The sequence below is a fragment of the Micromonospora acroterricola genome (genome assembly GCF_003172955.1).
Lineage (GTDB): Bacteria > Actinomycetota > Actinomycetes > Mycobacteriales > Micromonosporaceae > Micromonospora > Micromonospora acroterricola.
This window is the reverse complement of sequence record NZ_QGKR01000197.1, coordinates 1-22,861: the sequence shown is the minus strand read 5'-3', so window position 1 is coordinate 22,861 and position 22,861 is coordinate 1. Positions and strand designations below refer to the sequence as shown.

The window sequence follows — 22,861 nt, the reverse complement described above, 5'->3', positions numbered from 1 at the left end:
CGGCTCAGGGGCCGAACGGGTCCGGCCGCCGCTCCAGCAGCGTGTGCAGGGTCTGCTGAATGGTCTCCCGCACCTGGTCGGCGAGGTTGAAGACCACCAGCGGGTCGTCCGCCGAGTCGGTCAGGTGCGCGGTCGGGATCGGTGGACAGAACTGGATCAGCCACTTGCTGGGCAGCGGCACCATGCCCAACGGCCCGAGCCACGGGAAGGTCGGCGTGACCGGGAAGTATGGCAGCTTGAGCAGCCGCGCCAGGGGCTTGATGTCGGCGAGCATCGGGTAGATCTCCTCGCCGCCGACGATGGCGACCGGCACGATCGGGGTGCCGGTGCGCAGCGCCGCCGAGACGAAGCCGCCCCGGCCGAACCGTTGCAGCTTGTACCGGTCGGCGTAGAGCTTGCCGATGCCCTTGAAACCCTCGGGGAAGACACCCACCAGATCGCCGCCGCCGAGCAGCCGCTCGGCGTCCGGGTTGCAGGCCACCGTGCCGCCGGTCTTGCGGGCGATCTCCGACACCACCGGCATGCGGAAGACCAGGTCGGCGCCGAGCAGGCGCAGGTAGCGGTGGGCGGGGTGCTTGTCGTGCAGCGCCGCCGAGAGGATCAACGCGTCCAGCGCCACCGTGCCCGAGTGGTTGCCGACCACCAGGGCGGGCCCGTCGACGGGCACGTGTTCCATGCCGCTGACCTCGGTGCGGAACCAGTCCCGGTAGAGGAGCCGCAGCAGCGGGTGGAAGACCGCGTCCGTCAGCTCCGGGTCGAAGCCGAACTCGTCGACCTCGTAGTCGCCGGAGAGCCGCCGGCGCAGGAACGCCAGACCGTTCGCGACCTTCCGGTCCCAGTGGTCACCCGGCCGGTCCGGCACGGCCGGCCCGGTGCCACCGGGCTCGCCGCCGGTCACCGGGTCACCCAGGCCCGCCGGTTCGCCGGTGGCCGGGGCGGCGGTCGTGTCGTCCGGCTCGTCGGTCGCGGCGGTGTCAACCTCGTCGGCCGGGGTCGGCGTCGAGGCGGCCTGGGCCGCCGGTCGATGTCCGTTGCGCCGCGCGGGCTCCGCGTCCGGTGCCGCCGGCGCTCGCGGTACGTCGAAACGCCCGACGCCCGCCGGGTCGCGCCCCTCCCCCGGTCCGGTCACGACCGCTCCCGGATCGCGGAGCGGACCTGCCGGATGCCGTCGAGGACGAGCTGCTCCGCCGCGGCCAACTGGCTACGGGTGACCACCACCCCGCCGTGGTGGGCGCGGATGAAGTCGTCGAACGCCGCCGCCGTGGACCGGGGCGTGAAGCCGTACTCCTGCTCGAGCCGGGTCGTGTCGACCACCCGGCCGTGCACGAAGAGGTCGACCTGGTCCAGGCCATAGCCGCCGAAGCCCAGGCTGCGGGCCAGCGCGGCGGCACCGGACAGGCCCGGCTCCAGCACCGGCACGCCCACCCGACCGGCCCGCCGGATCGCCTGGGACAACGAGAGCACTCCCGGCCCGGCCACGTTGTAGGTGCCCGGGTGATCCTCCACGATCGACCGGTGCAGCACCTCCAACGCGTCGTCGAAGTGCAGGAACTGCAGGCGGGGGTCGCGGCCGAAGACGGTGGGCACCAGCGGCTGCGAGAAGTAGCGGGTCAACGTCGTGTCGGCGGTCGAGCCGATGAACGGGGCGAAGCGCAGCACGGTCGCGGTCACGTCGGGCCGGCGGCGGCGGAAGCCGCGGACGTACCCCTCGACGTCGAGGATGTCGCGGCCGAAACCGCCGCGGGGCACCTCCCGCGGCTCGGTCTCCTCGGTGAACACGGCCGGGTCGCGAAACGACACCCCGTACGCCGCGGTGGACGACCGGACCACGAGCTTGCGCAGCCGGGGCGCCCGTTGGCAGGCGGCGAGCAGCTGCATGGTGCCGATGACGTTCTGGTCCTTCATCGCGGACCGGCCACCGTGCTGCTGGTCGGGGGCGCTGACCAGCGCGAGGTGCACCACCGCGTCGACGTCCAGGTCGGCGAGGATCCCGCCGAGCGAACCGGCGTCGACGCGGATGCGTTCGACCCGGTCCAGCAGGTCGGTGAACTCGGCGCCGGGCTCCGGCGCGTCCACCCCGATGACCCGCTCGATACGCGGGTCGGCGGCCAGCCGGGCCGCCACGTGGGCGCCCAGGTAGCGCCCCACCCCGGTGACGACGATGACCCCCGGAGCACCTGAGGTGCTGCCGGGGGTCATCTGACGCACCTACCCCGGCAGGAGAGATCGAGCCGGGACAACCACGGCCTGATCACCTGAGCCTCCGGAGGTCGACAGGTGGCAAGTGAACGCCGGGCGGTGAGCCCGGCGGCGATCACTTGCCGAGACGGCGACGCTGGACGCGGGTCTTGCGCAGCAGCTTGCGGTGCTTCTTCTTAGCCATGCGCTTGCGGCGCTTCTTGACCACCGAGCCCATACGACAGCCTTTCGATACAACGTGCGGGGCGGACCGGATGACACCACGCAGGTGGCGACGGTGACCGCTTGCGGACAACGGACCGGACCAGTCTGGGCGGCGGGGCGCACCGGTGGGGTCTCGGTCGGGCTCCAGGGTAGCCGGAGAGCGTCAGCAGGACCAACGCGGCCCCGTCGATGCCGCGTAGGTGCCGCTCTTCGTGCCGCTCAGGTGGAACCCGGCGGACGAGGCGGTGGCTCAGGCGGTCTCCTGAAAGGCACCCCGGAGATATTCGTGCACCGCGTGCTCGGGCACCCGGAACGACCTGCCGACCCGGACCGCGGTGAGCTCACCGCTGTGCACCAGGCGATAGACCGTCATCTTCGACACCCGCATGACCGTCGCCACCTCGGCGACGGTGAGGAACTTGACCTCCGACAGCCGTCCGTCGGACTGCGACCCGGCCATGGCTCACCGACCCATCCCATGCCCGGCGCGTGCCAACCCGACGGATGCTCCGGGCCGGGCCGGCGACGCGCGTGTTACCAGTACGGTAGCGGGGCGGCTGTGACCGGCGCGATCCCTTCGTACAACTGATCATGTTTCGCTCGCCGGTTCACCCGATCCGCGCTCCCGGTATCTCCCGGCCTGCGACGGCCGTCCCTTTGCCGCAGGTCGTGGTCACTCGGCGCGCAGCGCGACCACCGGGTCGAGGCGGCCGGCGCGCTGCGCGGGAACCACCCCGAAGATGATGCCGACCGCCGCCGACACACCGAAGGCGAGCGCCAACGACCACCAGGTGATCGCCGCCGGGACCGGTGACAGCGCGTCCACCAGCAGAGCGGTGCCCACGCCGAGCGCCATCCCGGTCAGCCCTCCGATCGTGGTGAGCAGCACCGCCTCCAGCAGGAACTGCACCCCGATGTCGCGGGGGCGGGCGCCGACGGCCTTGCGCAGGCCGATCTCACGGGTCCGTTCCCGGACGCTGACCAGCATGATGTTGGAGACCCCGACCCCGCCGACGAGCAGCGAGATGCCGGCGATCGCCGCCAGCACGCCGGTGAGCACGCCGAGGATGTCCCCGAGCACGCCGAGGATCTGCTGCTGGGTGACCGCACTGAACTCGGTGTCCGGGTGGCGGCGGTTGAGCTCGGCGACGATCCGCTCACCCAGCTCGTCGATGCGCTCCCGGTCGGGCGCCTTCACCGCGATGCCGTCCACCCGCTGGGTGCCCCAGAGCCGCTGCGCGGCGGTCACCGGTACGTGCACCTCGTCGTCCCGGTCGACGCCGAGGCTCTGCCCGAGCGGCGCGAAGACGCCGATCACCCGGAACCGCACGCCGGCCAGCGTCACCTGCTGCCCGAGCGGGTCCCGGTCGGGAAAGAGCGCGCGGGCCACGGAGTCGCCGAGCACCGCGACCCGCCGGCTGGTGTCCACGTCCGTGCCGGTGAGGTAGCGGCCCCGGGCCAGCGACCGGGTGAACACGGCCGGGGTGGTCTCCAGTACGCCCTGCACGGTGGTGAAGTCGGCGCGGGCGCCAGCCCGCGCGGTCGCCCCGGAGGCGATGGTGACCGCCACCCGGTCGGGGTCGCCGACGACCCGGTTGACCGCGTCCACGTCCTTGAGGGTCAGCGGCGAGACCACCGGCGCGGTGCCCACCTCGATCTTGCCGGGGACGACCAGCAGCAGGTTGGAGCCGAGCCCCTCGACCTGCTGCTCCACCTTCTGCTTGGTGCCGGTGCCGATGGCCACCAGCAGCACCACCGAGGCCACCCCGATGATCACTCCGAGCATGGTCAGCGCGCTGCGGAGCCGGTTGGCCCGTAACGCGTCCAGCGCCACCCGCCACGCCTCGGCGACCCTCATGATTCGCTCCCGCCGCCGGCCGCCACGCCGGCGTCGTCGGGCCCTCGGGCGCCGGACGGCGGGTGCGGAAGGCGCCCGGTGGCTCCGGTGGCGCCACCGGAGCCACCGGGCGGGTGCCCCGGGCCGCTTCCGGACGCGGACCGGGGCTCCGCGCTGGGAGCGGGGACCAGTGTCGCAGGTCGACCATGATCAACGGACAGCGGTCGATCATGCAGGTGGGATGCACCGGGGTCGGCGACGCTGATCGCCGTCGGCGGCCCGTCGTCGGTGGCGCTGTCCGCGACCACCACGCCGTCGCGCATGGTGATCCGGCGGCGCGCCCGGGCCGCGACCTCCTGGTCGTGGGTGACCATCACCAGCGCCACCCCGGACTCGGCGTTCAGCCGCTCCAGCAGCTCCAGCACGGCCGCGCCGGTGACACTGTCCAGGTTGCCGGTGGGCTCGTCGGCCAGCAGCACCGTCGGCTCGGTGACCAGCGCGCGGGCGATGGCCACCCGCTGCTGCTCGCCGCCGGACATCTGGTTGGGCCGGTGGTCCAGCCGGTGCCCGAGGCCGACCCGGCCGAGCATCGCCGCCGCCCGCTCCCGGCGCTGTCGGGCCGACACGCCCCGATAGACCAGCGGCAACGCCACGTTCTCCACCGCCGAGGTGCGCGGCAGCAGGTGGAACGCCTGGAAGACGAAGCCGATCGTCTCGTTGCGCAGGGTGGCCATCTCCGGTGGCGACAGGGCGTTGACGTCCCGCCCGCCGATCACCAGCCGGCCGCCGGTGGGCCGGTCGAGCCCGCCCAGCAGGTGCATGAGTGTGGACTTGCCCGAGCCGGACGGCCCCACCAACGCCACGTAGTCACCCGCCTGGACGGTCAACGACACCCCGCGCAGCGCCTCGACCGACACCCCCTCCAGCTGGTACGTCCGGGACACGTCCATCGCCTCGATCGCGGGGACGCTCTCGCCGTCCGGGATCGGCGGCGCGTCGCCCCGGCCCGGCCCGGGGTTCAGCGGATCGCGGTCCCGACCCGGCGCGGCGGGTCCGGTCACCGCACCTCCTGGCCGTCGCGGACCTGGTCGGCGCCGCGCACCACCACCCGGTCGCCGGCCCGCACGCCGTCGAGGATCTGCACCAGATCCGACCCCTGGACGCCGACGGTCACCGGCGCCCGGTCCGCCCTGCCGTCGCGGACGACCCAGACGGCGTCCCGCCCGTCGGTGGAGAACACCGCCGAGGCGGGGACGGTCACCGCGTCGGCAGCCTCACGGACCCGCAGGTGGACGATCGCGTTCATGCCGGGGCGCGGCGTCGGCGCCGGCTCGTCCTCTGCCAGCCTCCCGACGCCGAGCGCGAGGCGTACCCGGTAGGTGACCCCACCCTGCGCGGAGTTGGTGGGCAGCACGTCCACCGAACGGACCGTGGCGTCGTAGCTGGCGCCGGTGACCGCGTCCAGCTCCACGGTGGCGGTGACGCCGGCCTTGACCAGCAGCACGTCGGTCTCGTCCACCTCGGCGAGCAGCCCCAACTGCCCGGTGTCGACGACGGTGAGCACCGGCGTGCCGGCGGTGACCTGACCGCCGACCGCGACCGCGTCGTCGACCCCGGCCGGTGGCCCGCCCTGGCCGGTGGCCAGCGCCGACGGGTCGATGCCGGCCGCCTGGGCGCCACCGGCCTGCTCCAGCAGCCGGGCGAGGCCGTCGGTGGAGCCACCGCCGGCCCGGGTGCCGCCCGGCTGCACCACCCCGCCGATCGGAGCGCGCAGGGTCAACGCGTCGACGGTCGCCTTCGCCAGGTCGTACGCCTGCTGGGCCTGGAGCCGTTGCGCCGCGGAGAGCGCGCCGACGGCGGAGTTCAGCCCCCTGATGCCCTGCTGCACGGCGCGGACGGCCTGGTCGGCGCTGCGCGCGGCGGCGGCGTACTGCCGCTGGGCGGACGTCACCTGGGTCAGCAGCGCGCTCCGTAGCTGCGGGTCGGCGATCTTGTCGGCGGCCTTCCGGGCGGCGTCGAACGCCTCGTCGGCGGCCTTGTCGGTGCCGCGCCGGCTGCCGGTCAGGTCGCCGGTGGAGACGCCACGGCCGGCACGCCTGGCGGCGGCGAGCGCTTCCCGGGCCTGCCGCAGCCGGGCCTGCGCCGACGGGGACGCGACCACGGCGAGCACCTGACCTCGCTTCACCCGCTGTCCAGGCTGGACGCGCAGGCTGGCCAGGGTGCCGTCGGCGGGGGCGGTCAGGGTGGCGGCGGCGCGGGCGGTGACCGTCGCCGGCGCGTCGATCACCTCGGTGACGGGGTTGCGGGCGGCCGAGGCCAGCGCGACGGGCGGCTGGTCGTCGCCGCACGAGGCGGCGGTGGTGGCGGTGAGGACGGCGACGGCGGTCAGGGCGATGAGCAGGCGGGGCCGCGTGGCGCTGGCGGGCCGCGGCGACTGGGTGCGGCGCACCCATCGATGGTACGGCTCACCGCCCAGCTCACCGCGGCGCGGCGTCCGCTCCGCCAACGGGCACCTGCCGCCCGGTGCCCGCCGGCCACTCGCGTCAGGCGGCAGCGCGCACGTAAGCCACGCACTCGTCGTGCAGCGTCGACCACTGCTCGCCGAACGCCTGCTCGGCGGCGGTGTCCAGCTTCTTCCGCTCGTGCACCACGGCCGTGAAGAAGGCCAGCAGCCGCTCCGGGCCGTACCGGTCGACGAGGTGCCGCACGGCGAGGTATCCGACGCCGTAGCTGCCGCTGACCCGCTCGGCGGGCGCGTCGTCGGCGGGCGTGACCCCGTCGAGCCGGCCGTCCCAGCCGCCCTTGACCAGCTGCCGCACCTCGGCCAGTCCCTCGTACCGGTCGACCGGCTGTCCGCCGGCGCCCGCGTACTCGGCCAGGCCCTCCACCAGCCACCAGGTCGTCTTGCCGGGATAGCCGCGCTCGGGCAGCGAGGCGGCGTGGGTCAGCTCGTGCCGGAGCAGGTCGTCGGTGCCGCTGCTGGACAGCCCGTCGGCGTTGAGCACGACCTCGTGGTGGCCACCGCCGACGGTCACCGCGTAGCCGCCGGTCCACCGTGGCCGCCCACCGCCGTACCAGCGTTGCCACTCGGTGCGGCCGGCGTAGAAGACCCGGTAGCGGTCCGGCGGTGACCCGGTCGCCGCGTAGCCGTCGGCGACCGTGGCCGCCGCCTCGGCCTGGGCCAACAGGCCGGGCAGCTTGCCGCGCAGCGCCGGGGTGGTGGCGACGATGGTCCGGGCGCCGGTGGCGACCACGAGCTCGCTGACTTCCCACGGTCGGGTGCCGGTCTCCGCCGACTTCGACTCCTCCATGGCGACGAGCCGGGGCTGGTCGCCGTTCTCCCGCCAGCGGGTGCCGATCAGCACGGGGCTGGGCCGGCAGTCCGGCGCCGCGAAGCAGTACTGGAAGCGGACCGCCATCCGCCACTCGCCCGGCCGGGCGATGACCGGCGCGGGCAGCCCGGTGGGCTCGGCCCGCCAGACGGTGACCTTCAGTGCCCGCAGGGCGGCGAAGCGGCGGCGCAGATCGGCCTGCGCGGCGGTGTCGGCCACGGCCAGGAAGCCGGCCCGGTCCCCGGCGAGCAACGCGGTGGACTGCCGTTGGAGCTGCGCGGTCATCCGGTCGGCCAGCCCTCGGGCGACCGCGGTCGCCGGGTCGCCGGTCGCCGACGTCCCGATCCGGCCGATCGTGGCCCGCCCGTCGGACTCGCGCACCAGACCGACCAGCAGCACCGCGGGCAGGCCACAGCCCAGCAGCAGTACGACCACCACCAGCGTTGTCCACAGTGGCCAGAGCCGGCGCAGTGATGGCTGGTGCACCCCGTCAGTCACGCGCCGAAGGGTACGACCATTCGCCGGCTCCGGCGAGGCCGGCACCACCCCGGCCCGGCTGGTCCGCGCCCGGCCAGCGGCGGAACGACGCGTCCAGGCCGGCGACCATCTGGTGGTACGAGCGGTCCACATCCCGGGGCAGGCCGAAGCCGCCGCCGGCCTCCAACGAGACGAACCCGTGCAGGGCACTGCGCAACGCCCTGGTGGCGTCCACCGCGTCGTCGCCGCTGAGCCCGTACCCGCGCAGCACCGCGAAGATGGCGCCGACCGCCCGCTCGCCCGCCACCACGTGCTCGGGGTCGGCAGGGTCGGGCACCCGCTGGGTGGCCGGGTAGCGGCCGGGGTGCCGGCGGGCGTAGTCGCGGTACGCGTCGGCCATCGCCCGTAGCGCGTCCCCGCCGGCCCGACCGGCGGCGGCGGTGGTCAGCTCGGTGGCCAGCTCGGCGGTGGCCAGCGCGGAGAGCTTCTGGCTCAGCGCGTCCGCACCGCGAACGTGCTTGTACAGGCTGGGCAGCGCGACGCCGAGCCGGCTGGCGAGCGCGGCCAGGGTGAGCTGCCCGTAGCCGACCTCGTCGGCCAGCCGTGCGGCCTCTCGCACAACGGTCTGCTGGTTGAGCCCGGCCCTAGGCACCGGCGCACACCGCCAGGAAGCCCCGCAGTTCCTCGGCGGTCCGCTGTGGCCGGTCGGCGTGCGGGTAGTGCCCGGACTCCTCGATCATCCGGGCCTCGGCGGTGCGGAAGAGCCGGCGGGCGGCCCTCGCCTCGGCGCCCGGGTCAGGGAAGTCCGGATCCTTGGCGCCCATCAGCACCAGCACGGGCTGGCCGACCTCCCGGGCCCGGGTGGTCCAGTGCGGCTCGACCGGCGCGACCACGCCGCGCATCGCGGCCATCCGGCCGGGCTCGCGCAGGTTGGCCACCATCGACCGGCGGTACGCCGCGTCGTCGGCGGGCCGGTGCACCGGGAAGAGCGTCTTGTGGAACATCCCGAACAGTCGGGGGCTGCGCAGCACGGCCGCCAGCGCCATCCGCATCAGCGGGTTGAGCGTCGGCTGACCGACGAACGCGCCGATCTGCACGACGCCGGTGACCAGGTCGGGCGCGTCGGCCGCGGCGAAGACCACCGCCGCCGCGCTGGACGAGCTGCCGACCAGCACGGCCGGGCCGGCGTCGATGTCGCGGACCACGGCCAGCAGGTCGGCGCCTACCTCCGCCGGGGCGTACGTGGGCCAGCCGGCGCTGGACTCCCCGTGGCCCCGGACGTCCACCGCGGCCACCCGGTAGCCGGCCGAGACCAGCAGCGGCACGAGGTGCCGGAAGCTCCGCCGGTTCTCACCCATGCCGTGCGAGAGGACGACCAGCGGCCCCTCCCCGTGCACCTCGTACGCGATGTGTCCGCCGCCCCGCCGCACCTGGCTAGTTGTCATAGCCAGGAAGCTAACCTCATTAGCCAAGCTCGTCAACCCGGACACACGAACGGGCCGGCGGGACCCCTGGGGGTCACCGCCGGCCCGTCGACCGGTGGGGGTTACTTCTTGGAGATCAGGGCGCGGCCGAAGAAGACCAGGTTGGCCGGGCGCTCCGCGAGCCGGCGCATCAGGTAGCCGTACCACTCGTCGCCGTACGGGACGTAGGTGCGCACGGTGTAGCCCTCGCCAGCCAGTCGGGCCTGCTCCTCGGGGCGGATGCCGTAGAGCATCTGGAACTCGAAACGCTCCGGCCCCCGGTCGAACCAGCGGGCCCGGTCCTCGCCGATGGCGATCATCCGGGGGTCGTGGGTGGCCAGCATCGGGTAGCCGTCGCCGGACATCAGGATGTTCATGCAACGGACGTACGACTTGTCCACCTCACGGGCCGACTGGTACGCCACCGACTCCGGCTCCTTGTAGGCGCCCTTGCACAGCCGCACCCGCGACCCGGCCGAGGCCAGCTCCCGGCAGTCCGACTCGGTCCGCCGCAGGTACGCCTGGAGCACCGCGCCGGTCGACGGGAAGTCCTTGCGGAGCCTCTCCAGCACCTCCAGCGTCGAGTCGGTGGTGGTGTGGTCCTCCATGTCCAGGGTGACCGTCGTGCCCGCCGCGTCGGCGGCCGCGCAGATCGCCCGCGCGTTGTCGTACGCCAACTGCTCGTCGAACATCTGGCCGAGCGCGGAGAGCTTCACGCTCACCTCGGCGGCCGGGGTCAACCCGGCGCCGGAGAGCATCTTCAGCAGCTTGAGGTATTCGTCCCGGGTGGCGATGGCCTGCTCGGGAGTGACGGTGTCCTCACCGAGGTGGTCGAGGGTGACCGCCAGACCGTCGTCGACGAGCCCGCGGGTCGCGCGCAACGCGTCGTCGGTGGCGGCGCCGGCGACGAACCGGCGGACGACGTCCCGGGTGTACGGGGCGGTCGCAACGAGCCGCTCGACCTGGGATGACCGGGAGGCGGCGAGGATGACGGAACGGAGCATGAGCCGAGCGTAACGCCCCTGCCAGGACCCCCGCCGAGGGGCGGCCGGCCACCTCGCTGGACGGGTGGGAAGGGCCCCTCGGACAACAGACTCCGGTGACAGAGCAGCCCTCCGTACCGGGGTGGGGCGGCGGCGGTGGCGCCGATCGGCTACAACGATGCCGTGGACCAACGCCCCCGCCGCCGGCTCCGGTCGGCCACCGTGCAGCTCGGCGCGCTCACCGCTCTCGCGCTCGCCCTCTCCGGCTGCAACATGACCTCGGACGACGATGACGACGACGACTGCGCCCTCGGGCCGGGCGGCGGTGGCGACACGGTCGCGCTCGCGATGCGGGTGAGCGACCCGGCCGCCGGCCGCACCGCCCCCGAACCGACGGCCGCGGCCCTGCCCGACCGGGGCGGGTTCGGCACCCACCTCGCCGCCTGCGGAGGCTGAGGTGCGCCGCGAGCGGGTCGCGCCGCGACCCGACTGGGACGCCACCATCCGGGCTCAGGGCCTGGTCTACGTCGACACCGAGCTGCCCGACGGCGGCATCATGTCGTACTGGGACGAGACCGCGGCGTACGCCTTCGACCTGCCCGAGGTGCTGCGGCTGGAGGAGGCCACCGAGGAGCTGCACCGGATGTCGGTGGCGGCCGCCGAGCACGTGGTGGCCCACCGCCGGTACGCCGAGTTCGGCATCCCGGCCTGGGCGGAAGACGCCGTGGCCCGGTCACTGCGGGAGGCGCCACCCACCCTCTACGGGCGCTTCGACCTCGCGTACGACGGGAGCTGGCCGCCCAAGCTGCTGGAGTACAACGCGGACACCCCGACCGCGCTGGTCGAGGCGAGCATCATCCAGTGGTACTGGTTGGAGCAGACCCGGCCGGAGCTGGACCAGTGGAACAGCCTCCACGAGCGACTGGTCGCCGCCTGGGCGAAGATCGGCGCCGGCCTGCACGACCCCCGGGTGCACGTGCTCTGGTCGAACGAGGAGGAGACCGGCGAGGATCACATGACCGCCGGCTACCTGGCCGAGACCGCCCGGCAGGCCGGCCTGACCGTCGAACTGCAGCCGATCCAGGAGATCGGCTGGGACGGCCGGCGCTTCGTCGACACCGCCGACCACCCGGTCACCACCTGCTTCAAGCTCTACCCGTGGGAGTGGATGCTGGCCGAGCCGTACGGGCGGCCCGCGCTCGACCCGGGCACTCCGACCACCTGGATCGAGCCGGCCTGGAAGCTGCTGCTGTCCAACAAGGCGCTGCTGGCGGTCCTCTGGGAGCTGTACCCCGGCCACGAGTACCTGCTGCCGGCGTACCTCGACTCGCCGCGCGGCATGTCGGAGTACGTGGCCAAGCCGCTGCTCGGCCGCGAGGGCGGCTCGGTCCGGATCGTCACCGCCGAGCAGGAGATCACCAACCCGGGCATCTACGGCGACGAGGGCTGGTGTTACCAGGAGTTCCGGGCACTGCCGCAGTTCGACGGCAACCGGATGGTGCTGGGCAGCTGGATCGTCGACGGCGAGTCGGCCGGGGTGGGGGTCCGGGAGAGCGCGAGTCTGATCACCGACGGTTACGCGCGGTTCCTGCCGCACTACATCGACGCGCCGCGCACCCCGTGAGTCGTCTACCGTTGGGGGCGTGAACTTCGACGCGTACGCCCGGACCGGCGTTGACCTGGTCAACGCCCGCCTGGACGACCTCGACGACCTGCGGGCCCTCTTCCCCGACGACAACGCCTGGATGCGCGACGAGGTCGCGGAACGGGACGTGCTGATCTTCCGGCGGGCACAGAAGCGGCTGCGTGACGTCTTCGAGTACGGCACTTCGGGGCGGGACGCCCAGGCGGTGACGGAGCTGAACGCGCTGCTCGAGGCGTTCCCGGTCCAGCCGCGCATCTCCGGGCACGACTCCAGCGACTGGCACATGCACGTCACCAGCCGGGGCGCGTCGGTCAGCGCGGAATACCTGGCCGGCGCGGCCTGGGGGCTGTCGGTCTGGCTCTGCGAGTACGGCAGCGCCCGGTTCGGCGTCTGCGCCGACGAGCGGTGCGGCAACGTCTACCTGGACACGTCGTCCAACTGCTGCCGGCGGTTCTGCTCCGAGCGCTGCGCCACCCGCTCGCACGTGGCGGCGCACCGGGCCCGTAAGCGGGCCGCGGTCGGCGAGCAGGTGACGGTCGCCGCGCAGCCGACGGCGGGCGCCGACTCACTCACCCCGGTCAGCTGACGCCGCTGCGGTCGACGCCCGACCGACCCCGGTGACGGGGGGTCAGGCGTCGATCGGGGACGGCGCGGTCAGGTGCTGGCGGGCGAACTCCAACGCGGCGCGCAGGTCCGCCTCGCGCACCGCGCGGCTCTTCGCGCCCCGGGTGGCCACCTCCACCGCCACCGCTCCGGTGAAGCCCCGCCCGGCCAGGGACGACAGCAGCTCCGCGCAGGGTTGGGTGCCGCGCCCCGGCACCAGGTGCTCGTCGCGACCCTCGCCGGTGCCGTCGCCGAGGTGGACGTGGGCCAGCCCCGACCCCATCCGGTCGGCCATCTCCAGCGGGTCGCTGTGCGAGGCGGCGCAGTGCGACAGATCCAGGGTGTACGACGGGTAGCCGGTGTCGGTCGGGTCCCAGCCGGGCACGTACGGGACGAACTTCCGGCCCGCCATCCGCACCGGGTACATGTTCTCCACCCCGAAGCGCAGCCCGGTGAACCGGTCCTCGACTCTGGCGAGCCCCTCGGCGAAGCCGCGCGCGTAGTCGCGCTGCCAGGTGAACGGCGGGTGCACGACGACGGTCGGCGCCTCCAGCGTCTCGGCCAGCTCGGCGGCCTTGCGCAGCCGCTCCCACGGGTCGGGGCTCCACACCCGCTGGGTCACCAGCAGGCAGGGCGCGTGCACCGAGAGCACCGGCACCCCGTAGTGCGTGGAGAGGCCCCGCAGAGCGCCCGCGTCCTGGCTCACCGCGTCGGTCCAGACCATCACCTCGACGCCGTCGTAGCCGAGCGCCGCGGCCAGCTGGAACGCCGCCGCGGTCGGCTCGGGGAAGACGGACGAGCTGGACAGGAGGACGGGAACGCGGGAAGTCACATCAGCCAGGGTAGCCCGACGGCGGGGGCGCCATCGTGACGAGCACCGGCAAACCGGCCGTAACCACCCAGCGCGTCACATCGGCTCAAGTTGATCGAGCCGACGGAGGATCACCCCTTCCCGCAGTGCCCAGGGGCAGACGTCCAGCGACTCCACATCCAGACGGCGCATCACCGCCTCGGCGACCACCGCCCCGGCCAGCAACTGGTGTGCCCGGCCCGCGCTGACCCCCTCCAGCTCCATCAGCTGGGCCGGCGGGATGTGCCGGATGAAGCCGATGACCTGCCGCAACCCGGCGCGGGTCAGGCTGCGCCGCACCCAGAGCCCGGCCCCGGACGGCGCCGCCCCGGCCAGTCGGGCCAGGGTGCGGAACGTCTTCGAGGTGCCGACCACCCGATCCCAGCCGACCTCGGTCATCTGGTCGACCACCTTGTCGAGCCGGCTGTCCGCGTACTCCCGCAGCTTCTCGACGGCCTCCGCGGACGGCGGCGCCGCGGTGGCCGGGTCGACCCGCAGCCGTTCCCGGGTCAGCCGGCCCGCCCCGAGCGGCAGCGAGACCGCGGCGTCCGGGTCCTCGTCGATCCCGGCGGCGATCTCCAGCGAACCGCCGCCGATGTCCAGCACCAGCAGCCGTCCCGCCGACCAGCCGAACCAGCGCCGCACGGCAAGGAAGGTCATCCGCGCCTCGTCCGCGCCGGAGAGCACCGCCAGGCGTACGCCGGTCTCGTCGCGGACCCGGGCCAGCACGTCGGCCGCGTTGGTGGCGTCGCGCACCGCGGAGGTGGCGAAGGCGATCAGGTCGTCGGCCTCCAGTCCGGTGGCCGCCGCCTTGGCCATGCCGACCGCCTTGACCAGGCTGTCCGCCCCCGCGTCGGTCAGTGCCCCGTCCGGGCCGATCTGCTCGGCCAGCCGGAGCACCACCTTCTCCGAGTGCGCTGGCCACGGGTGCGCGCCGTGATGGGCGTCCACCACCAGCAGGTGCACCGTGTTGGATCCGACGTCGAGGACACCCAGTCGCATGGTGAAGACCCTAGGTGCAACACGTTTGCGCGGCTCGTCGGCCCGCGGACGTCACCGCGCGTAGGCTGGTCCGGGTGACGATGGAGCTTCGCGTGCTGGTGGACGATCCGGGGGACCCACGCAGCCGCGAGGTGCCGCTGGACTTCCCCCGGGAGTGGATCGAGTTCGCCGACCCGGCGGACGAGACCCACCTGATCCGGGCCGACCTGACCTGGTTGCTCTCCCGCTGGACGTGCATCTTCGGCCGGGGCTGCCACGGGATCGTCGCTGGCCGGTCCGCCGACGGCTGCTGCTCGCACGGAGCGTTCTTCACCGACTCGGACGACGAGAAGCGGGTGCGCACCGCCGTCAAACTGCTCACCCCGTCGACCTGGCAGCACTTCCGGCGCGGGTTCAAGAACTGGACCGACAACGACACCATCGACGGCAAGAACCCGGCCCGCAGGACCGCCACCCAGAGCGTCGACGGGCCGTGTGTGTTCCTCAACGACGCGGACTTCGCCGGCGGGGGTGGCTGCGCGCTGCACGCCCAGGCGCTGCGCGACGGGGTGCACCCGCTGGAGTACAAGCCGGACGTGTGCTGGCAGCTGCCGATCCGGCGGGACCAGGAGTGGGTCAAGCGGCCCGACAACACCAAGGTGCTGGTCTCCACGCTGTCGGAGTTCGACCGGCGGGGCTGGGGGGCCGGAGGGCACGACCTGCACTGGTGGTGCACCTCCTCGACGGACGCCCACGTCGGCGCCGAGCCGATGTATCTGTCGTACGGGCCCGAGTTGACCGCGCTGGTCGGCGCGTCCGCGTACGAGCGGTTGGCCGAGCTGTGCGCGGCGCGCATCAAGCAGGGCATGGTGGCCCCGCACCCCGCCGATCAGCTGTGATGCTCCCACCTGACGACCCGGCACAGCGAGACGCAACGGATTTCGGCGGCCGTGCGGACGAGATCCATCGGACGCCACGACGGCTGGGACCAAGGAGCCGGGGGCATCGGGTGGGACGCCTTTGGAGCTGACTCGTTTACGACATCGGCGGATGACTCGTTTGTGACATCAGCTCCAAAGGCGCTCCAGCCGACTCCCATCCCCCGGCGCGCAACGCATGGGTCGCCGTCAGCTCTCGGAGCTGGCTCGCTGAGCAAGCGCGGACAGCCCGAAGGGGGCCTGCGGCGAACGCAGACCCCCTTCGGGTACGCCGATCACGGCTCGAACTTGTACCCCAGGCCCCGGACGGTGACGATGAAGCGCGGCGCGGACGGCTCCGGCTCGATCTTGGAACGCAGCCGCTTGACGTGCACGTCCAGCGTCTTGGTGTCACCGACGTAGTCGGCGCCCCAGACCCGGTCGATGAGCTGACCCCGGGTCAGCACCCGACCGGCGTTGCGGAGCAGCAGCTCCAGGAGCTCGAACTCCTTGAGCGGCAGCTGCACGGCGCCACCCTCGACGGTCACCACGTGGCGCTCGATGTCCATCCGTACCGGGCCGGCGGCGAGCGTCGGGGCGCCCGAGTCGGCCACCTCCGGGCTCTGCCGGCGCAGCACCGCCCGGATCCGGGCCACCAGCTCCCGCGGCGAGTACGGCTTGGTGACGTAGTCGTCGGCGCCGATCTCCAGGCCGACGACCTTGTCGATCTCGCTGTCCCGGGCGGTGACCATGATGATCGGAACGGCGGACCGCTGCCGGAGCTGCCGGCAGACCTCGGTCCCCGACATCTCGGGCAACATCAGGTCGAGCAGCACGATGTCGGCGCCGGTTCGGTCGAACTCGGTGAGGGCGTCGGTGCCGGTCGCGGCGACCGAGACCTCGAAACCCTCCTTACGGAGCATGTACGACAGGGCGTCGGAGAACGACTCCTCGTCCTCGACCACCAGAACGCGGCTCAACGGGGATTTCCTTTCCATTTGCTGTCAGACCTGCCGTAGCTCGGCCGGACTGGCCTCGATCCCAGCCGGCGGCAGTGTCGCCAGCAGGTCGTCCGGTGGACGGGAAGGCAGCCGGAGGGTGAACGTCGATCCACCACCAAGAGTGCTCGACACCTCCACCCGTCCGCCATGGTTGCTCGCGATGTGTTTCACGATGGCCAGCCCGAGCCCGGTGCCGCCGGTGGCACGCGACCGGGCCTGGTCGGCCCGGTAGAACCGCTCGAAGATCCGGTCCACGTCCGTCGGGGCGATGCCGATGCCCTGGTCGGCGACGGCGATCTCGACGTGCTCGTCGTCCCCGCGGGTGATGACCCGGACCGTCGTGTCCTCACCCGAGTAGGTGATGGCGTTCTCCACGAGGTTCGCCACCGCGGTGGCGAGCTGGGTGTCGCTGCCGTACGCGGTGAGGCCGCGTTCGCCGGTCACCGACACCTCGACGCCCCGGGCGGACGCCGTGGTGCGGGTCCGGTCGACCACCTCGGCGATGACCCAGTCCAGGGCGACCGGCTCCGCTGGCGGCTGCGGCTCCGCGCCCTGCAAACGGGTCAGCTCCAGCAACTCCTGCACCAGCCGGCCCAGCCGGGTCGACTCGTGCTGGATCCGTTCGGCGAAGCGGCGGGCGGCGACCAGGTCCTCGGAGAGGTCGGGCGCCGCGGCGTCGGCCGGCTCGGTGGCGTCGAGCAACGCCTCGGCGAGCAGCTGAAGCGCCCCGATCGGGGTCTTCAGCTCGTGGCTCACGTTGGCCACGAAGTCCCGTCGTACCCGGGCCAGCCGGTGCGACTCGGTCACGTCGACCGCCTCCACGGCGATGAAGCCGTTGCCGAGGCCCATCGCCCGCAGGTGCACGCCGAGCGGGTTCTCCCCCGCGCTGTCGCGACCCCGGGGCAGGTCCAGCTCGATCTCGCGTCGCACCCCGGTGCGCCGCACCTGGCCGGCGAGGGTACGGATCAGCGGGTGCGCGGCGATCGAGCCCGGGGTGCTGCCGGTGCGCAGCAGGCCCATCGCGCGGGCGGCCGGGTTGATCAACACGGGCGCGTCGTCGTTGTCCAGCACCACGACACCGGCCCGGAGCGAGTCGATCGTCCGGCGGCCGAGCCCGGCCTGCTGCTCGTCGGCTATCGCGGGCCTCCCCCTGCTCCAGCGGGAGCCTGCGCTCCCCGTCGACGTGGAGCGGCCCGCCCGCGCCGGCAGGAACCGGGGCAGCAGGAAACCGGCGGCCAGACCGGCCACCAACGCCACGGCCACCACGACCGCCACCGCCCACTCCACCCGGCGATCGTAGGGTCATTGTTAACCTGGCTACCACACAGACCGGGACGAACCACCCTCACTTTCGCGAATGTTCACCCTCGCGTCCAGCGTCGTTCACCCGCGTTCATCCGGGGTCCGTCCGCGCCACCTACCGTTGGCGTCGCACCTGCTCAACCCCTGCGCCGACACCCGTCGGCGGCGACCGACCACAGGACGTGATGATGCGCGACGAGTTCCGGGCCGACCTCCAGATCGTCAGCCAACTGCTGGTGGACATGGCGGAGGGCGTCCGCGCCGCCATGCGCCAGGCCACCCGGGCCCTGCTCACCGCCGACCGGCAGGCCGCCGAAACGGTCATCGAGCGGGATGCCGAGATCGACGCCCTCTACCGGCACGTCGAGGAGCGGGTGTGTGACCTGCTCGCCCGGCAGGCGCCGGTCGCCTCCGACCTGCGGGCCATGATCACCGCACTCCACGTGGCCGCCGACCTCGAACGGATGGGCGACCTCGCCGACCACGTGGCGAAGACCGCGCTGCGCCGGCACCCCTCGCCCGCCGTACCGGCCGAGCTGCGGACGATCTTCACCGAGATGGCGGACATCGCCGACCGCATGGCGGTGAAGATCGGCTCGGTGCTGGCGAAGCCCGACGCCGATCTGGCTGGCGAGCTGGACCGCGACGACGACGCGATGGACGAGCTGCACAAGAACCTGTTCGCGGTGCTGCTCGGCGACGACTGGCCGTACGGGGTGGAGACCGCGATCGACGCCACCCTGCTGGGCCGCTTCTACGAGCGCTTCGCCGACCACGCGGTCAACGCCGGCGAGCACGTCGTCTACCTGATCACCGGGGAGACCTCGCCCTCGGCGAGCTGATCCACCTACGACGAAGGCCCCCGGGTTCCCCCGGGGGCCTTCGTCGTCAGCTCAGCGACCCTGGTTCGCCACCGCGGCTGCGGCCGCCTTGGCGGCGGTCGGGTCGAGGTAGGTGCCGCCCATGGTGAGCGGGCGCAGGTGCGGGTCCAGGTCGTAGCGCAGCGGGATGCCGGTCGGGATGTTCAGCTTGGCGATCGCCTCGTCGGAGATCTGGTCGAGGTGCTTGACCAGGGCCCGCAGCGAGTTGCCGTGCGCGGCCACCAGCACCGTCCGGCCGGCCAGGATGTCCGGCACGATCGAGTCGTACCAGTAGGGCAGCATCCGCTCGACGACGTCCTTGAGGCACTCGGTGCGCGGCATCAGCTCGGTCGGCAGCAGCGCGTACCGCGGATCGCCGACCTGCGACCACTCGTCGTCGTCCGCGATCGGCGGCGGCGGGGTGTCGTACGACCGGCGCCAGAGCATGAACTGCTCCTCGCCGTACTCGTCCAGGGTCTGCTTCTTGTTCTTGCCCTGCAGGGCGCCGTAGTGCCGCTCGTTGAGCCGCCACGACCGGCGCACCGCGATCCAGTGCCGGTCGGCGGCGTTCAGCGCCAGCTCGGCGGTGCGGATCGCCCGGCGCATCACGCTGGTGTGCACGACGTCGGGCAGGAGGCTGTGCTCGCGCATCAGCTCGCCGCCGCGCCGCGCCTCACCCTCGCCCTTCTCGGTCAGGTCGACGTCCACCCAGCCGGTGAAGAGGTTCTTGGCGTTCCAGTCGCTCTCGCCGTGCCGCAGCAGGACCAGCGTCCCGACGGTGGGCCCCTCGCTCGCAGTCATGCGGATCATCCTGCCTCAACCGCTGCCGGGACACGCGGGCACCCGTCGTGACGACCACCACGTGAAAAAGCTGGTGACCAGCGGCTCGACGCCCCACTAGTTTGTAAGGCGCTGAGGTCACATCACTCATTACTTGCAAGCGGGGGCGCCACGTGCGGACGATGCGGAGCTGGTTCCGGGACACCACCGGCGGCCTGCCGGCCACCTTCTGGTACCTGTGGACCGGCACGCTGATCAATCGGCTCGGCTCGTTCGTCCTCGTGTTCCTCGCCATCTACCTGACCCAGGAGCGGGGCTTCTCCGCCTCCCAGGCCGGTCTCGTGCTCGGGCTCTGGGGTGTCGGTGGCGCGGTCGGCACCACCGCCGGCGGCACTCTGGCCGACCGGTGGGGCCGGCGGCCCACGCTGCTGACCGCGCACGTCGGCGCGGCGGCCATGATGCTCGCCCTGGGGCTGGCCAAGGAGCTGTGGGCGGTGGCGTTGGGTGCGCTGCTGCTCGGCATGTTCGCCGAGGCGGCCCGGCCCGCGTTCGGGGCCATGATGATCGACGTCGTGCCGGCCAGGGACCGCCTGCGCGCCTTCTCGCTCAACTACTGGGCCATCAACCTGGGCTTCGCCTGCGCCGCCGTCCTCGCCGGCCTCGCCGCGCAGGCCGACTACCTGCTGCTGTTCGTGGTCGACGCGGCCACCATGCTGATCACCGCCCTGATCATCTTCGTGCGGGTGCCGGAGACCCGGCAGAGCGCGCTCGCCGTCACCGCGGTGAAGGCGCCCCGCGGCGCCCTGCGCACGATCCTCAGTGACCGGGTCTACCTCGGCTTCGTGGCCCTGAACCTGTTCGCCGCGCTGGTGTTCCTCCAGCACATCTCGATGCTGCCGATCGCCATGAGCGACGACGGCCTCAGCCCGGCCACCTACGGCTCGGTGATCGCGCTCAACGGCGTCCTGATCGTGGTGGGCCAACTCTTCGTGCCCCGGCTGATCCGGGGCCGCAGCCGCTCGCACGTGCTCGCGCTGGCCGCCGTGGTGATGGGCGTCGGGTTCGGGCTGACCGCCTTCGCCGGCACCGCCTGGTTCTACGGGCTGACCGTGCTGTTCTGGACGGTCGGCGAGATGCTGAACTCCCCGTCCAACTCCACCCTGATCGCCGAACTCTCCCCGTCCGAGCTGCGCGGCCGCTACCAGGGCGTGTTCTCCCTCTCCTGGCAGATCGCCGGCGCCTGCGCGCCGATCCTCGGCGGCCTGGTGCGCGAGCACGCCGGCAACGCCACGCTCTGGTTCGGCTGCGCGGTGATCGGCGGCCTGACCGCGGTGGCGCACCTGGTGTCCGGCCCCGCCCGGGAGCGACGCGCCGCCGCACTGCGCCGCACCGGCGAGGCGCTGACACCGGTCGACGCCACCCCGCCTCCCGCGTCCCGGCCCACGGAGACCGCGACCGCATGACCAGCAGCCGACCACTGTGACGAAGCGCCCATGATCAGGAAATCGACTGGCGGGACCGGGCCCGGGTTCCTACCGTTCACGAGAAACGGTTAAGAGACCAAACTGTCGGGAGGTCGGTGTGCACGCCCTGCGGCGCTGGTGGCACGACACCGCGGGCGGGCTCCCCGCCACCTTCTGGTACCTCTGGGCCGGCCTCCTCATCAACCGGGCCGGCGCGTTCGCCATGCTCTTCCTGTCGCTGTACCTGACCGACTCCCGAGGGGCCAGCGAGGCTCTGGCCGGCACGGTGGTCGGCGCGTACGGGGCCGGCGGGGCGGCCGGCGTTCTGCTGGGCGGGGTGCTGGCCGACCGGTGGGGCCGCCGGGCGACTCTGCTCGCCGCGCACCTGGTCACCGCCGGCCTGATGGTCGCGCTGGCCTTCACCCGACCCCTGGTGATGATCGCGGCGCTCTCCGCGCTGGTCGGCGTGGTGCACTCGATGCCCAGCCCGGCCTTCGTCGCGGCGATCGTCGACGTGGTGCCCGCACAGCGCCGCTCCCGCGCGTTCAACCTCCAGTTCTGGGCGTTCAACCTCGGCATGGCCGTCGCCTCGCTGCTCGCCGGGGTGCTGGCCGAGGCGAGCTTCACGGCGCTGTTCCTGGTGGACGCGGGCGCCACCCTGGCCGCCGCCGCCGTGATCGGCTGGAAGGTGCCGGAGACCCTGCGGCGGGCGGCGCCCACCCCCGACCTCCAACCGGCACCCGGGGCCGTCCGCCCCCGGCGACCAGGACTGCGCACCGCGCTCACCGACCGGACGTTCCTGATCTTCGTCGGGCTCACCTTCGTGCTGGCCGTGCTCACCCTCCAGACCTCGACGATCATGCCGCTGGCCATGCGCGCGGACGGCCTGGGCCCGTCGGCGTACGGGCTGGTGGTGGCGCTCGGCGGAGCGCTGATCGTGCTCGGGCAGCTGTTCGTGCCCCGGCTCATCGACCGGCACCGCAAGGACGTCGTGCTGGCCGCCTCGACCGCCCTGCTCGCGCTCGGCTTCGGCGCACTCGCCGTCGCCGACGAGCTGGCCGTCTACCTGGGCGCCGCCGTGGTCTGGACGGTCGGCTCGATGCTCGCCGCCCCACCCAACGCGCAGATCAACGCCGACCTCGCGCCGCCGCGGCTCCGCGCCCGGTACCAGTCGGTCTTCTACCTGACGTTCCCCGCGGCGTCCTTCGTCGCTCCCACGCTCGGCGGGGTGAGCCTCCAGTACCTCGGCGACCGGCACTGGCTGATCGTGGGCGGGCTGGGCCTGCTGGCCGCGCTCGGGCACCTCTTCGCCGGGCCGCCCCGGGAGCGGCACGTCGCCGCGCTGAGCCGGGCCGCCGGCCGGGAGCCGACGCCGCCCCCGGACCGCGTCCCGGCCGCCTGACCCATCCACCCATCGGGGTACGACAAACGCAAAGCGCCCACCGCGTCCCGAAGGTCGCGGTGGGCGCTCAGCGGCGGGGCCGGCGGCGGCGGGCAGACACTCACCCCCGTAAGCGTCGCCCGCTCACGCCGCCGGTCCAAACAGGTGGCACCGTCCCCCAACGGTTGATCCACCCGTCCCCTCGCGCCTCGCCTGGTGCGCGGACCTGATCGATCCGCCGCTCCCCCGAACGTTTCCAAGCGTGGCGCGGTGCAATAAAGTTAGTTCGCCCGGATTCTGGATTCAACCCAGATCGGCTGTCTCGCCGGTCACAACTCGCGAGTATCCGCTGCTCGGGCCTCGATCTCTGGCAACAGGCGCATACCCCTCGGGCATTCCCGCAAACACCTCAACCGTCCTCCCGATCGGGTGATTCGGTCCGGAAGAAATTGCTCTGCCGGCCGTCGCGCATCTGCTCCTGATAAATCAGGTTCAGCCGGCGCAGGTCGAAGGTGTGGAACCACTCATCCCAGGTGATCTCACGGATCCGGCTGCTCTCGCGGTAACCGGGGATGTTGAAGGT

General features: G+C 72.9%; 23 protein-coding genes. 7 read left to right on the top strand and 16 right to left on the bottom strand.

Annotated elements, in window-relative coordinates:
- Window positions 1–4: 4 nt before the first annotated feature.
- The 11 genes from DKT68_RS15515 to DKT68_RS15465 all read right to left on the bottom strand — a co-directional run bounded on the left by DKT68_RS15515 (window position 5) and on the right by DKT68_RS15465 (window position 10,516).
- Window positions 5–898 carry a lysophospholipid acyltransferase family protein gene (locus DKT68_RS15515; protein ID WP_109818138.1) on the bottom strand — a complete coding sequence of 298 codons (894 nt, stop codon included), beginning with the start codon at window positions 896–898 and terminating at the stop codon, window positions 5–7.
- 227 nt (window positions 899–1,125) lie between these two features.
- Window positions 1,126–2,199 (bottom strand): NAD-dependent epimerase/dehydratase family protein, encoded by a 1,074-nt coding sequence (locus DKT68_RS15510; RefSeq protein WP_109818116.1) that lies wholly within the window; start codon window positions 2,197–2,199, stop codon window positions 1,126–1,128.
- 115 nt (window positions 2,200–2,314) lie between these two features.
- Window positions 2,315–2,416, bottom strand: coding sequence for a 30S ribosomal protein bS22 (locus DKT68_RS15505; protein WP_007465623.1), 102 nt, complete (start codon window positions 2,414–2,416; stop codon window positions 2,315–2,317).
- Between the two features lie 237 nt (window positions 2,417–2,653).
- Entirely contained in the window at window positions 2,654–2,863 is a 210-nt protein-coding gene (locus tag DKT68_RS15500; RefSeq protein WP_007465625.1) for a helix-turn-helix domain-containing protein, read from the bottom strand.
- A gap of 213 nt (window positions 2,864–3,076) precedes the next feature.
- Entirely contained in the window at window positions 3,077–4,261 is a 1,185-nt protein-coding gene (locus DKT68_RS15495) for an ABC transporter permease (protein WP_109818115.1), read from the bottom strand.
- The gene (locus tag DKT68_RS15490; protein ID WP_109818137.1) at window positions 4,258–5,190 is read right to left on the bottom strand and encodes an ABC transporter ATP-binding protein; all 933 of its coding nucleotides are present in this window, start codon (window positions 5,188–5,190) and stop codon (window positions 4,258–4,260) included. The genes DKT68_RS15495 and DKT68_RS15490 overlap by 4 nt, the downstream gene beginning before the upstream one ends.
- A gap of 107 nt (window positions 5,191–5,297) precedes the next feature.
- Window positions 5,298–6,689, bottom strand: coding sequence for an efflux RND transporter periplasmic adaptor subunit (locus DKT68_RS15485; protein WP_109818114.1), 1,392 nt, complete (start codon window positions 6,687–6,689; stop codon window positions 5,298–5,300).
- 94 nt (window positions 6,690–6,783) lie between these two features.
- Window positions 6,784–8,070, bottom strand: a complete 1,287-nt coding sequence (locus DKT68_RS15480; RefSeq protein ID WP_109818113.1) for a hypothetical protein — start codon at window positions 8,068–8,070, stop codon at window positions 6,784–6,786.
- Window positions 8,063–8,668, bottom strand: coding sequence for a TetR/AcrR family transcriptional regulator (locus DKT68_RS15475; RefSeq protein ID WP_236646914.1), 606 nt, complete (start codon window positions 8,666–8,668; stop codon window positions 8,063–8,065). The genes DKT68_RS15480 and DKT68_RS15475 overlap by 8 nt, the downstream gene beginning before the upstream one ends.
- A 25-nt stretch (window positions 8,669–8,693) precedes the next feature.
- The gene (locus tag DKT68_RS15470; protein ID WP_109818111.1) at window positions 8,694–9,494 is read right to left on the bottom strand and encodes an alpha/beta fold hydrolase; all 801 of its coding nucleotides are present in this window, start codon (window positions 9,492–9,494) and stop codon (window positions 8,694–8,696) included.
- A 101-nt stretch (window positions 9,495–9,595) separates the two neighbouring features.
- The gene (locus tag DKT68_RS15465; RefSeq protein WP_109818110.1) at window positions 9,596–10,516 is read right to left on the bottom strand and encodes a proline dehydrogenase family protein; all 921 of its coding nucleotides are present in this window, start codon (window positions 10,514–10,516) and stop codon (window positions 9,596–9,598) included.
- Window positions 10,517–10,678: 162 nt separating this feature from the next.
- Here DKT68_RS15465 and DKT68_RS15460 point away from each other — a divergent pair, with 162 nt between their 5' ends.
- From DKT68_RS15460 to DKT68_RS15450, 3 genes are read left to right on the top strand one after another with little or no spacing between them, the layout of a single operon-like run.
- Window positions 10,679–10,951 carry a hypothetical protein gene (locus tag DKT68_RS15460; RefSeq protein WP_236646913.1) on the top strand — a complete coding sequence of 91 codons (273 nt, stop codon included), beginning with the start codon at window positions 10,679–10,681 and terminating at the stop codon, window positions 10,949–10,951.
- Window position 10,952: 1 nt separating this feature from the next.
- The gene (locus DKT68_RS15455) at window positions 10,953–12,119 is read left to right on the top strand and encodes a glutathionylspermidine synthase family protein (RefSeq protein ID WP_109818109.1); all 1,167 of its coding nucleotides are present in this window, start codon (window positions 10,953–10,955) and stop codon (window positions 12,117–12,119) included.
- Window positions 12,120–12,138: 19 nt separating this feature from the next.
- Window positions 12,139–12,726 (top strand): CGNR zinc finger domain-containing protein, encoded by a 588-nt coding sequence (locus DKT68_RS15450; protein ID WP_109818108.1) that lies wholly within the window; start codon window positions 12,139–12,141, stop codon window positions 12,724–12,726.
- Between the two features lie 42 nt (window positions 12,727–12,768).
- Here DKT68_RS15450 and DKT68_RS15445 read toward each other — a convergent pair whose 3' ends face one another.
- Both DKT68_RS15445 and DKT68_RS15440 read right to left on the bottom strand, forming a co-directional pair.
- A complete protein-coding gene (locus tag DKT68_RS15445) occupies window positions 12,769–13,575 on the bottom strand; it encodes a sugar phosphate isomerase/epimerase family protein (protein ID WP_109818107.1) in 807 nt (268 codons plus the stop codon).
- A gap of 75 nt (window positions 13,576–13,650) precedes the next feature.
- Window positions 13,651–14,595: a Ppx/GppA phosphatase family protein gene (locus tag DKT68_RS15440; RefSeq protein WP_109818106.1), complete on the bottom strand. Its 945-nt coding sequence runs from the start codon at window positions 14,593–14,595 to the stop codon at window positions 13,651–13,653.
- Window positions 14,596–14,675: 80 nt separating this feature from the next.
- Between DKT68_RS15440 and DKT68_RS15435 the strand changes: the two genes are divergently transcribed.
- Window positions 14,676–15,473: a hypothetical protein gene (locus DKT68_RS15435; protein ID WP_109818105.1), complete on the top strand. Its 798-nt coding sequence runs from the start codon at window positions 14,676–14,678 to the stop codon at window positions 15,471–15,473.
- Between the two features lie 314 nt (window positions 15,474–15,787).
- On the opposite strand, the gene DKT68_RS15430 is transcribed toward DKT68_RS15435, so the two are convergent.
- Window positions 15,788–16,471 (bottom strand): response regulator transcription factor, encoded by a 684-nt coding sequence (locus tag DKT68_RS15430; RefSeq protein ID WP_109818104.1) that lies wholly within the window; start codon window positions 16,469–16,471, stop codon window positions 15,788–15,790.
- A 24-nt stretch (window positions 16,472–16,495) separates the two neighbouring features.
- Entirely contained in the window at window positions 16,496–17,779 is a 1,284-nt protein-coding gene (locus DKT68_RS15425; RefSeq protein WP_109818103.1) for a sensor histidine kinase, read from the bottom strand.
- A 203-nt stretch (window positions 17,780–17,982) separates the two neighbouring features.
- Here DKT68_RS15425 and phoU point away from each other — a divergent pair, with 203 nt between their 5' ends.
- Window positions 17,983–18,636 (top strand): phosphate signaling complex protein PhoU, encoded by a 654-nt coding sequence (gene phoU, locus DKT68_RS15420; RefSeq protein ID WP_109818135.1) that lies wholly within the window; start codon window positions 17,983–17,985, stop codon window positions 18,634–18,636.
- A 51-nt stretch (window positions 18,637–18,687) separates the two neighbouring features.
- Here phoU and DKT68_RS15415 read toward each other — a convergent pair whose 3' ends face one another.
- Window positions 18,688–19,455 carry a phosphoglyceromutase gene (locus tag DKT68_RS15415; protein ID WP_109818102.1) on the bottom strand — a complete coding sequence of 256 codons (768 nt, stop codon included), beginning with the start codon at window positions 19,453–19,455 and terminating at the stop codon, window positions 18,688–18,690.
- Between the two features lie 161 nt (window positions 19,456–19,616).
- On the opposite strand from DKT68_RS15415, the gene DKT68_RS15410 reads away from it, so the two are divergent.
- Together DKT68_RS15410 and DKT68_RS15405 are read left to right on the top strand one after the other, a co-directional pair.
- Window positions 19,617–20,897 carry an MDR family MFS transporter gene (locus tag DKT68_RS15410; RefSeq protein WP_236646912.1) on the top strand — a complete coding sequence of 427 codons (1,281 nt, stop codon included), beginning with the start codon at window positions 19,617–19,619 and terminating at the stop codon, window positions 20,895–20,897.
- Between the two features lie 118 nt (window positions 20,898–21,015).
- Entirely contained in the window at window positions 21,016–22,299 is a 1,284-nt protein-coding gene (locus tag DKT68_RS15405; RefSeq protein ID WP_109818101.1) for an MFS transporter, read from the top strand.
- Window positions 22,300–22,861 lie beyond the last annotated feature (562 nt).